This is a genomic window from Oribacterium sp. FC2011, from assembly GCF_000701645.1.
Lineage (GTDB): Bacteria > Bacillota > Clostridia > Lachnospirales > Lachnospiraceae > Oribacterium.
Genome location: NZ_JNJM01000040.1, coordinates 1 through 11,154 on the forward strand (window position 1 = coordinate 1; position 11,154 = coordinate 11,154).

Here is an 11,154-nt window from a genome sequence, read left to right on the forward strand (position 1 = left end):
ATGGATGCGACTGCGCTTTCATCGATGAACTTGCGGTTCGATTTGCCTTCGACCACCTTGAAGCCCGGGAAATCGGTTCCGTTGATCGCCTGCTGTAGTGCGTATTCCTTGATGTCGTTTGCCCAGGCTACAAGATCATCGATCCGGGGGAGGATGGCTGCAATTTCTGCATCATCCAAAGTGGGCGGCATCTCGAAATCATATTGTGCGAGTTCCAGGTTGTGCTCGGCACGCTTACGGCAGGTTGCTTTCGCTTTGCAGAACTGGCAGTGGTCTCCGGCGTTGAATTCGCCTTCGCCGTTGTAGGCCAGAGCTGCGGTGGGTTTTAAGATTTCATCAGCCCATTTCATCAGATCGTCTCTGCTGATCTCATAGGTACTGATGTTGTCCCTGCGGGGCTGGAAGATCGTAAGACGGATAGTTTGTATGTCGTAGATTCCGTCAAAGGTATCCAGAGCTCCTAAGGCGTAGCACATCATCTGAGGGTTCTCTGTGGCATCCACCAGGACACCGAGACCATATTTGAAATCGATGATATGCAGTACATCATCTGCCACGATCACGCAGTCACCAGTTCCGAAGCCTTCCGGTACCCACTTTGAGAAGTCCAGCTTTTCCTCTATGAGGATCAGCGGATCGGAGCAATGCTGCTTTGCGTCGTTCACCTGCTCAATAACATAGGAAGCGTATTCATCGGTGCAGTCAGCCATCTCCGTATCAAAGTAGGTCAGGTTTTCTGTAGGATCGTTTGGATCTCTTCCGAGCAGCTTCTCGACCTTATATTCACAGAGGGCGTGTGCATCGGTCCCTTGCTGGGCGTAAGGACTGCCGCTGTCGTTGATTCCGGCACAAAGCTTTGCACTGGGCGGGCAGGCGAGCCATCTGTGACTTGCGGAGGCGGAGAGGTATGCGTGCTTAGGCATCTGTAAGACCTTCCACCTCTGCTACAAGAGCGGCGTAGTCTTTTGCATCCACATCGGTAAGGCTGCCTCCGTTGCCATACTTCTGAACGATTGCTTTGACATCTGCCTTGAACTTGCCGTATGCTTCATTTGCCTTCTTTGCCAGGATTCCTCTTACATCTTCCTTGGAGTACTGCTTTGCAGCAGGCTCTTCCTTAGGAGCAGGATCCGCTTTCTTGGCTTTCTTCTCTGGCTTTGCCGGTTCTTCGTCTGTTCCGGAATAGAATTCCTTCAGAGCTCTGCCGGTTTCAGCCAATGTTTCTCCGCAGCTGATCAGGTTGTCGATCATAGCGGAGAGCTCACTCATTTTGCTCATGTTGGCTTTCCTCCTTATTTTCATTCTGTAGTTTCTTTGCGAGCCGCTTGGCTACGACGCTGATTGCGATAAGAACATCAATGAGTTCTTCATCTGTTCCGTCGAGCCCGGCGGCTTTTTCAATGGATTCTTTCTGCATCAGCAGCACCTCACTTTCCGGTTGGCTCCCTGCCTTCCTATCTCTCTAAAGACAATTGGCGAAAAAAATAGCGGATTTTTATGAAAAAAGTTTTTTGCGAAATTTCCGCTATTTTTCGGATGAATTGTCTTTAGGGAGTTAGGAGGATTTTTCCTTACTAATAAGAAAGCGAGGTAACTGAAGTGAAGCTTACGTTTTACACAGCCAGGTGCTCCGGTAAGAAGTCGAACTGCAGCTACCCGGACAGGCATGAGGTAACGTGCGCGGATGAATTAAAGGAAGTCGTTCGTTTCGATCATGTCTGCGGGGAGTACAAGAAAGACCGCCGGAGCATAGATAACTTCCTGAGGTCAAATGTGGTGGTCATGGATTGTGACAATGATCACTCAGATGATCCGAAGGATTGGATCACTCTTGATATGGCAGAAGAGCTGTTCGGAGATTTTTCCTATGGAATAGCGACCAGCAGAAACCATATGAAGGAGAAGGATGGGAAGTCTGCGAGACCGAGATTTCATATTTATTTTGAGGTCGGGGAGCTGACGGATGCCAGTGCATATGCAGCGCTGAAGAGAGGAATCCAGCAGGTGCATACATTCTTCGATGATAATGCGCTGGATGCTGCAAGGTTCCTGTTCGGGACAGCAGGCAGCGAGGTTGTCTGGCATGAAGGCTGGATGACCATCGATGAAGAGATATCTCCTTTATATGAAGATTCGGAGAGCGAAGCACCAGAGGCTCCTGCAGGTGGTCCGATCATGCAGGGCAGCAGGAACAACACCATGAGCCGTTTCGCCGGGAGAATCCTGAAAAGGTACGGCGTTACGGAGAAGGCGAAGGAAGCGTTCCTGGAACACGCTGCAAAATGTGACCCGCCACTTCCGGAGTCAGAGCTGAATACTATCTGGGGCAGCGCAGTGAAGTTCTTCAATTCAAAGGTGTCATCTTCCTCAGGGTATGTGCCGCCGGATGAATACAATTCAGATTTCGGGGAATCGCTGAAACCGGAGGATTATTCAGATATCGGTGAGGCGAAGGTGCTGGTTCGTGAGTACGGACAGGAGCTTAGGTTTTCTCCTGCGACAGATTATCTGAGATTTGACGGAGATCGCTGGGTTGAGGATGTGCAGCTTGCGATCGGAGCGATTGAAGAGTTCCTGGATCTTCAGCTGGTGGATGCGAAGCAGGACAGGGTGGAAGCTGAGAAGGCTCTTGTGGCAGCAGGTATTGCGGAGACAACGGTTAAGGCCGGATCCAGAGCGGTACAGAAGGAAGCGGAAACACCGGAACAGATCAAAGCACTGATAGCACTGATCGTAGCGGAGACTTATCTGAAGTTTGTGATGAAACGCCGTGACTATAAGTACATTATTTCCACCGGTAATGCTGCGAAGCCGATGATCGCTGTGGATGTGAATGACCTGGATAAGAATCAGTTCCTTCTGAATACGCCGGATGCGACTTATGACCTGAATCAGGGTTTGAACGGTGTTCATTCGCACGATTCGTCGGATCTCATCACGAAGATCACGAACTGTTCTCCCGGGGACGAAGGTAAACAGCTGTGGATGGATGCCTTGGAGCTTTTCTTCTGCGGTGACAAGGAGCTGATCGAATATGTGCAGCTGGTAGTTGGAATGGCTGCAATCGGCAAGGTGTATCAGGAGCATATGATCATTGCTTACGGTGATGGAGCCAATGGCAAATCTACATTCTGGAATACGATCTTCCGCGTGATGGGTGATTATGCCGGAAAGCTGTCGGCAGAGGCTCTGACTATGAACTGCAAGAGGAATGTGAAGCCGGAGATGGCAGAGCTGAAAGGCCGCAGGCTCATTATCTCTTCTGAAATGGAAGAGGGTATGAGGCTGAATACCGCGATCGTGAAGCAGCTTTGTTCTACGGATGAGATCCAGGCAGAGAAGAAGTACAAGGCCCCGTTTCACTTCGTCCCTTCTCATACACTGGTGCTTTACACGAATCATCTGCCGAAGGTCGGTGCCAATGATGATGGTATTTGGCGAAGGCTAATTGTTATCCCGTTCAATGCGAAGATCGTGGGTGCCGGTGATATCAAAAACTATGCGGATTATCTGTATGACAATGCTGGTGGCTACATTATGAGCTGGATCATCGAGGGTGCAAAGAAGGCAATTGATCTTGATTTCAAGACGAAGCTGCCTAAGGTGGTCGAGGATGCGATCGAGGCATATCGCGAGGATAACGACTGGCTGGGACATTTTATGGAAGACTGCTGTGAGATTGACAAGGCAGCGACGGAGAAATCCGGTGAGCTTTATCAGGCATACAGGGCATATTGCTTGCAGAACGGCGAGTTTACCAGAAGTACCACGGATTTTTATTCGGCAATTGAGAAGGCAGGCTTTCCGAGGAAGAAAAAGAGTTCTGGAATCATGGTTTATGGTCTGAAGCTTAAGACCGGACAGGATTTTCTGGACTGATGCAGGTCGGTGAAGGTCTATGCGGTAAATGACTACAGTTTCAAGGAATGCCGTATTTATGGGCTTTGTGCAGGTCAGTGAAGGTCTACTATAAAAAGTTCCATATATGGATTTTTGAAATGAATTTTTATATATGGGGGTTTTATGGGATGACTTGCATCGACTTGCACTACCTTGAATTTTTGACGGAGGTACGGCGATGAGGGAAAAGATCATCGAGCAAAAGCTGGTGTCTGCCGTCAAAGGGCGCGGCGGCATCTGTCCAAAGTGGGTGTCGCCTGGATTTGACGGTATGCCGGATCGAATGGTGCTTCTTCCGGGAAGACATTTCGGTTTTGTGGAGGTCAAGGCTCCGGGAGAGCGTCCGAGACCACTGCAGGTATCACGGCATCGGCTTTTGAAGAGATTAGGGTTCCGGGTTTATGTGCTTGATGGACCGGAGCAGATTGGAGGAATACTGGATGAAATACAATCCACATGATTATCAGATATATGCGATCAATTTCATAAAGGAACATCCGATTGCTGCAATCCTTTTGGATATGGGTATGGGTAAGACCAGTATTGTGCTGGCGGCACTGAATGATCTGATGTTTGACAGCTTTGAAGTGACGAAGGTTCTGATCATAGCGCCGCTGAGGGTTGCAAAACATACATGGTCTGCGGAGATACACAAGTGGGATCAGCTTCGAGGGCTAAGGTACTCCATTGCAGTCGGTACAGCTGCTGAGAGGATGAAGGCGTTAAAGGCGGATGCGGATATTTACATTATCAACAGAGAAAATGTTCCCTGGCTGATAGAAAAGAGTGGCCTGCCGTTTGATTACGATATGGTGGTGATCGATGAGCTTTCATCTTTTAAGAACTGGCAGGCGAAGAGGTTCAAGGCACTGATGCAGGTAAGGCCGCAGGTGAAAAGAATCATAGGTTTGACGGGAACGCCTTCCAGCAACGGTTTGATGGATCTTTTTGCAGAATACAAGGTTCTGGACATGGGAAAGAGGCTCGGGAGATTTATCAGTCAGTTCAGGGTGGACTTTTTCGTGCCGGATCAGGTGAACGGTCCGATCGTTTACAGCTACAGGTTAAGACCGGGAGCGGACAAGAGGATTTATGAGAAGATTTCCGATATTACGATCTCCATGAAGGGAACAGACCATTTGAAAATGCCGGGGCTGATCAATTCAGAATATCCGGTGTACCTGAGCGAAGAGGAGCGTGCAAAGTATGATGCGATGGCTGAGGATCTTGTGATAAATCTTCCGGGTGGTGAGGTGACAGCTGCAAATGCTGCGACTCTTTCCGGAAAGCTAACACAGATGGCAAATGGAGCGGTTTATTCAGATGCGGGAGGTATCGAGCACATTCATGATCAGAAGCTTGATGCTTTGGAAGATATTATCGAAGCCGCAAACGGAAAAAGCATTCTCGTAGCTTACTGGTTCAAACATGATCTGACAAGGATCGTTGAGAGGCTTGATGTTCTGGGTGTTAATTACGGGAAACTTGATTCGGACAAGAGTATTGAGGATTGGAATGCAGGAAGACTGGAAGTAGGACTTATTCATCCGGCTTCTGCAGGACACGGCCTAAATCTTCAGAGTGGCGGTAATACGTTGGTGTGGTTCGGAATGATATGGAGCCTGGAACTTTACCAGCAGACTATCGCAAGGCTTTGGAGACAGGGACAGGAATCCGGGACAGTTGTGGTACAGCATATTATTACGGCAGATACCATTGATGAGCGGATCATGAAGGCTTTGTCTCATAAGGGCGATACCCAGTCCAGACTGATCGATGCTGTTAAAGCTGAGGTGAGTGCCTATGGCAGGAAATAAGAATCTGGCAGAGGATCCTTATGAGAGATTGGCGAATGCGATCATATTACAGGCTGTTTCCGATTACAGGGTAGCATTGAAGAAGATCAAAGCAAATCCGAGAAATAAGGATGCAATAGATGAGGCTTTACAGATAGAGAAGTTTTTCCGTTCCGGCTGGTATGGCGTACTGACCTGTGTTGACGGAGAGTATCTGATCAAGAGGCTTCAGGAAGAGATAAGACAATCATCGACAATCCGAGGGCGTAACTATAAAACCAAATCGGAGGTGGAGTATGAACAGACATCAACAGGCGGCTAAGAAATATCTGTCGCAGGCCTTCGGGCTAAATCAGCGTATAGAGAGCAGGTTAAGACAGATTGATGAATTACACGACCTTGCTACAAAGGCGACTGTGACATATTCGGATATGCCGAGAAATCCAAATAAGGGTCGTTCCAAGGTCGAGGATACCGTGATAAAGATCATGAGCCTGGAGGAAGAGATCAAGAAGGACATGGATCAGCTGGTGAACCTGAAGCAGGATATCATCCGCAGGATCCGTGCAGTGGAGGAGCCGGAGCTTCAGACGATACTGGATCTCAGGTACCTTGCTTACATGCGATGGGAAGAGATAGCGATCGAGCTGGGATACGGTATCGACAACGTGTATCATCTGCATAGGAAAGCATTGGATGAAATTAAGATTCCGAAAACTTTACAGTAGATTACAGTAAATTACAGTTCGCCTATGTGATATTGTTATAATGGCGAAAAGGTAAAATGAAAGAGGCTCTGAGGGAGAAATCCTTCGGAGCCTTTGCTATAGGTGGTGATGCAATGCCAATGAAACCGAAACGACCGTGCAGTTATCCGGGCTGTCCTAATCTTACTGATGGACGGTTCTGTCCGAAGCATCAGAAGCAGGTCAACAGTAGCTATGAAAAGTACGGCAGAGAAAAAGCCACGAAGAAAAGATATGGTCGTGCATGGAAGCGGATCCGTGACAAGTATGCTGCGGAGCATCCCTTCTGTGAGCTGTGTTTTGATCGTGGAATCATCGTACCGACAGAAGAGATCCATCATAAAAGACCGCTGAGTGAAGGTGGCACTCACGATCGGAGCAATCTGATCGCACTGTGCAAGTCGTGTCACTCGCAGATACACGCTAAGCGAGGGGATTATTGGGGAGGGCGTGGATGATGCGCATACCCCAGGGGGAGTCGGAATCCCTACAGCCCTGGCTTCTATAGAACGGCGGGGGGGGCTCACGTGTAAAATCGCGAAATTGAAAGTGAAAATCCCTATGCAATAGTAACCGAAATGGTTACTCAAATAAAGCTATCATGATTTTGGTAAAGAAAATATTGACCACTGCGATTTCCCGCTGTATAATACAAGTGAGAAAGAGGGATCCTTATTAAAGAAGGAGGCAAGAACAATGGTTGATATGAATGTAATGATTGCAAATAATATACTGACACTGCTAAAGAGCCAAAACAGAAAACAGATCGATCTTGCAGATGCGCTTAAGACCAATAAGCAGACGGTAAACAAGATGCTTAATGGTACACGCATGATTAATGCCGTTGAGCTTAAAGCTATCGCAGACTACCTGGGTGTAAGGATGGAGGAGCTTACTAAAATATCTAAAGCACACTCCGACACTAATGTTGTTCATGCGTTTATGGGAAAGGTTCAGTCTGAACAAGCGAAGCAGGCACTGCAAATCGCTGATGAGCTTTCAGATATGATCCTGTTTCACAAAAGAGTCCGTGAAAATGGCAATGCCATGATGGTTGCCTGGGAGGATGATTAATGGGAAATGTTTTTGAGGAAAGCTTATTCAGTAAGCAACCAAAGCAATTCGAAAAAATAGATTCTCTGGCTAAAGCTTTTGCGGCAAACTATTGTGGGAGCTCAATTATTCGTGATTCTATCTTCGGAATGGTATCGAATTATGCAAGAAAACGGGAATTGTCTTTGGAGATACTCAGGTATCCGTTCAAAGATGATGAACTTTGGGCGTTTACGTTTGTAAAAAAAGACACCCTGTTTCTTTGCGTTAATTCTGAACTTGCCATATGCAAACAGATTTTTGCAGTAGCACATGAGTTGTATCATATTCACTGCTATGCAGAAGATATTGATCCTGATACGATTGCATGCGGATCATTATTGGATTCTAAAACCGTCGATGACCTGGCTGTGTCAAAGGAAGATCTTGAGGCAAATGCATTCGCAGGATTATTATTGATGCCTGATAATATGCTGGATGAGCAGCTTAAGCTATATGGCATAGTGGGAGAAAAGATTTCTGTAGATGATGTTTTGACTTTGATGGATTTGTTTGCACTTCCATATAAAGCCGTTGTATTACGTCTTGCGGAAAATCACAATATCACGCCCGCTAAAACGAAGGAGCTGCTCATGGTTGATGCTGCTTTTGTGTCTGAACGGATAATGCTTACCGGAAAGGCACTGGGATGGCAGCAGGACAGCAGGGAGCTTTCATATTTTGGCAGTTTGCTTGATAACATGGAGCACAACAGTGAAAATGATCTGCTGACTGATAGCCGGGAGGAGTCAGATAAACAGTACTTGGAGAGAATCAGAAAGGACTTTCGTAAGGAAAGTTAAGGTGGAGTGTATGACAAAGGAAAAATATGCTCTTCTGGATACTGATTTCATTTCCAAGACCCATCTGATCCGAAAGGATGATCAGAATAAAATGATCGATCGGGTAATGGAACTGCCTGAATATCGGTTTTATTGCCACGAACAGATAAGGACAGAACTTGCCAGGCATGATATCGGTGATTCTCCCGAGTGGCTAGAAACGAAGATTTCTGATGGGTCTGTTCATTGTATATCTGATGAGGAAATCATAGATGAACTGCATGCCATTTATTCAGATTCTGCCGAGGCGATGTATGCAAACATGCTCAGAAATGGATGCGAAGCATATGAAAGTGGTTATTTTGAAAAGAACTTTACACGGCTGCGGGTATTAGATTATCAGTCGATATCGAAAGATGCTTTCCTTCAGGAACTAAAAGCTGATTGTGATGAAATTGGTGAAGGGAATAACCTTGGAGAACTCAAGAGCTATGTACTTCTTCAAACAATGAGTACAAAACTTGGAGAGCAAGTCTATGTTTTTTGTTCTGACGATAAAAATGCCAGAAGTGGAATAGTAAGTCTTGGTGGAGCAAGATGTATCAGCGTACTGTCAGCGTTTATGCGACTTCACAACGAAGGAGTTCTCTTGAAAGAGGACGCTGAGCCATACCTTCAGGCATACCTTAGTGAATGCAGGAAGCATAATCAGACCACCTTCAGAGTCCATGATACATCAAAACAGATGCGCATGTGCAGGATTCCGTGCGAACAGGTAATTGAGGAAATGTATGGTGGTAAGTTGGAGGTATTGCAGAACGGAAATCTGAGATATAAACAGTAAAATGTGTAGACGAGATGATTAAAGGATCATGTGAAGAGCATGGTCCTTTTCTTATACCCAAAATCCGGAGAAAGGAGGGAACCCCTTATGGGAGCAGGCAGAAAGCCGAAGCCTACAGCTATGAAAGAGCTGGAAGGTAATCCGGGAAAGCGAAAACTGAATAAGAAAGAACCGATGCCAGGTAAGGGAATGCCCGACTGTCCGAAGTGGTTATTACCAGATGCTCAGGAAGAGTGGAAAAGGCTCTGTGAAAAACTGAATCAGATGGGCGTGCTTACCGAGGTGGACAGATCTGCCTTTGCAGCATACTGTCAATCCTACGCTCGTTGGAAAGAAGCTCAGGATCACATTAATTCCGAGGGAGCTACTTACGAGACTGAGAACGGGATGCAGAGACCGAATCCATGGGTTGCTATCTGTAACACGGAACAGCGACTTATGATGCAGGCGGCATCTGAGTTTGGACTTACGCCTTCAGCCAGATCAAGGATTATGGCGGCATCCGGTATTGGGAAGGATGATGAGGATGAAATGGAATCTTTGCTTGGGGGTGATTCCTGATGGCAAAAGAAACAAGGCCTAAGGGTTATCCCAAGCTGAAGAATTATAAGCCGTCGCAGTTTATGCTTCCGACTTCTCATTATGATAAGGCGAAAGCAGACCGGGCGGTAAGGTTCATCGAGAACCTTTGTCATACCAAAGGAAAATGGGCTGGAAAGAGGTTCTGGTTATTACCCTGGCAGGAACAGTTGATTCGGGATATCTTCGGAATCGTCAAGCCTGACGGGAACAGGCAGTTTCGGACAGCTTTTGTGGAAATATGCAAAAAGGTAGGTAAGAGCGAATTGGCAGCAGCCGTCGCTCTTTATCTTTTATATGCAGATAACGAACCATCAGCAGAGGTGTACGGAGCCGCCGCTGACAGGCAACAGGCTTCCATCGTATTCGATGTGGCAAGGCAGATGGTGGAGATGTCACCGGCTCTTTTGAAGAGATCGAAGCTGATGACAGCGACAAAGAGAATAGTAAACTACGGAAACGCCGGATATTACCAGGTGCTCAGTGCAGAGGTCGGGGGTAAACACGGTTTTTCAGTATCGGGGCTTGTGTTTGATGAGATTCATACTCAGCCGAACAGGCAGTTATATGATGTTCTGACCAAAGGTAGTTCTGACGCAAGACAGAATCCTTTGCACTTCATCATAACCACGGCAGGCACGGACAGGCATTCAATCGCTTTCGAGTTACACACGAAGGCGGTTGATATTCTGGAAGGACGGCGTGTGGATCCGACTTTTTATCCTGTGGTCTACGGATTGAAGGATGATGAAGATTGGGAAGATGAAGCGAATTGGTACAAAGTTAATCCCTCTCTGGGATATACCGTGGATATCGAGCGTTTGCGAGATGCTTACCGTGAGGCAAAACAGAACCCGGCAGATGAGGTCACCTTCAAATGGCTAAGACTGAATATGTGGGTATCAAGTACAGTGGCGTGGATACCTGATGCGATATTCATGAAGGGCGCTGAAGAGATCGACATGGCAGCGCTGGAAGGAAGAGATTGTTACGCTGGTTTAGATCTTTCAAGTACGGGAGATATCACAGCCTTGGTATTGATGTTTCCTCCGAGGGATGCGGATGAGAAGTATATTCTGCTTCCGTTCTTCTGGGTACCGGAAGAAACGATACCGCAGAGGGTGAAGGCTGCTTCTGTTCCTTATGATGTTTGGGAACGGCAGGGGTATCTGTTATCGACAGAAGGCAACGTGATCCATTATGACTTCATTGAGCATTTCATCAATGAGCTTGCTGAGAAGTATCACATTTTGGAGATTGCAGTAGATAGATGGAATGCGACACAGATGATCCAGAACCTTGAAGGAGACGGATTTACAATGGTTCCATTCGGCCAGGGTTTTGCGAGTATGTCGGGTCCGACGAAAGACTTCTATCGATTATTGATGGAAGGTCAGATCATTCACGGCGGACAT

General features: G+C 46.9%; 14 protein-coding genes. 11 read left to right on the forward strand and 3 right to left on the reverse strand.

Features of this window, described 5'->3' with window-relative positions:
• From T357_RS0117590 to T357_RS21555, 3 genes are all read right to left on the reverse strand, one after another.
• Positions 1-923 (reverse strand): DUF2800 domain-containing protein (locus T357_RS0117590; protein WP_031555422.1); only part of this gene is annotated, 923 nt, incomplete at its 3' end.
• Complete coding sequence (locus T357_RS19595; RefSeq protein ID WP_049962544.1) at positions 916-1,278, reverse strand: hypothetical protein; 363 nt, start codon at positions 1,276-1,278, stop codon at positions 916-918. The genes T357_RS19595 and T357_RS0117590, both read right to left, overlap by 8 nt.
• On the reverse strand, positions 1,262-1,417 hold the full coding sequence (locus T357_RS21555) for a hypothetical protein (RefSeq protein ID WP_197027373.1): 156 nt from the start codon (positions 1,415-1,417) through the stop codon (positions 1,262-1,264). Before T357_RS21555 ends, T357_RS19595 begins: the two co-directional genes overlap by 17 nt.
• Positions 1,418-1,599: 182 nt before the next feature.
• On the opposite strand from T357_RS21555, the gene T357_RS0117605 reads away from it, so the two are divergent.
• The 11 genes from T357_RS0117605 to T357_RS0117655 form a co-directional block, all read left to right on the forward strand.
• On the forward strand, positions 1,600-3,879 hold the full coding sequence (locus T357_RS0117605) for a phage/plasmid primase, P4 family (RefSeq protein WP_031555428.1): 2,280 nt from the start codon (positions 1,600-1,602) through the stop codon (positions 3,877-3,879).
• A 199-nt stretch (positions 3,880-4,078) separates the two neighbouring features.
• Positions 4,079-4,360, forward strand: a complete 282-nt coding sequence (locus T357_RS0117610) for a VRR-NUC domain-containing protein (RefSeq protein ID WP_031555431.1) — start codon at positions 4,079-4,081, stop codon at positions 4,358-4,360.
• Positions 4,341-5,717, forward strand: coding sequence for a DEAD/DEAH box helicase (locus T357_RS0117615; protein ID WP_031555434.1), 1,377 nt, complete (start codon positions 4,341-4,343; stop codon positions 5,715-5,717). The genes T357_RS0117610 and T357_RS0117615 overlap by 20 nt, the downstream gene beginning before the upstream one ends.
• Positions 5,704-6,018 (forward strand): hypothetical protein, encoded by a 315-nt coding sequence (locus T357_RS0117620; protein WP_330373149.1) that lies wholly within the window; start codon positions 5,704-5,706, stop codon positions 6,016-6,018. Before T357_RS0117615 ends, T357_RS0117620 begins: the two co-directional genes overlap by 14 nt.
• Entirely contained in the window at positions 5,993-6,424 is a 432-nt protein-coding gene (locus T357_RS0117625) for a DUF1492 domain-containing protein (protein ID WP_031555440.1), read from the forward strand. Before T357_RS0117620 ends, T357_RS0117625 begins: the two co-directional genes overlap by 26 nt.
• A gap of 113 nt (positions 6,425-6,537) precedes the next feature.
• Complete coding sequence (locus tag T357_RS0117630; protein ID WP_031555443.1) at positions 6,538-6,900, forward strand: HNH endonuclease signature motif containing protein; 363 nt, start codon at positions 6,538-6,540, stop codon at positions 6,898-6,900.
• A 238-nt stretch (positions 6,901-7,138) separates the two neighbouring features.
• Positions 7,139-7,516 (forward strand): helix-turn-helix domain-containing protein, encoded by a 378-nt coding sequence (locus tag T357_RS0117635; protein ID WP_031555446.1) that lies wholly within the window; start codon positions 7,139-7,141, stop codon positions 7,514-7,516.
• Positions 7,516-8,337 (forward strand): ImmA/IrrE family metallo-endopeptidase, encoded by an 822-nt coding sequence (locus tag T357_RS0117640; RefSeq protein WP_031555449.1) that lies wholly within the window; start codon positions 7,516-7,518, stop codon positions 8,335-8,337. Before T357_RS0117635 ends, T357_RS0117640 begins: the two co-directional genes overlap by 1 nt.
• A gap of 10 nt (positions 8,338-8,347) precedes the next feature.
• Positions 8,348-9,160: a hypothetical protein gene (locus T357_RS0117645; protein WP_031555451.1), complete on the forward strand. Its 813-nt coding sequence runs from the start codon at positions 8,348-8,350 to the stop codon at positions 9,158-9,160.
• An 87-nt stretch (positions 9,161-9,247) separates the two neighbouring features.
• Positions 9,248-9,721 carry a phage terminase small subunit P27 family gene (locus tag T357_RS0117650; protein ID WP_031555454.1) on the forward strand — a complete coding sequence of 158 codons (474 nt, stop codon included), beginning with the start codon at positions 9,248-9,250 and terminating at the stop codon, positions 9,719-9,721.
• The coding region (locus T357_RS0117655; protein WP_197027374.1) for a terminase large subunit at positions 9,721-11,154 on the forward strand (1,434 nt) is incomplete at its 3' end. The genes T357_RS0117650 and T357_RS0117655, both read left to right, overlap by 1 nt.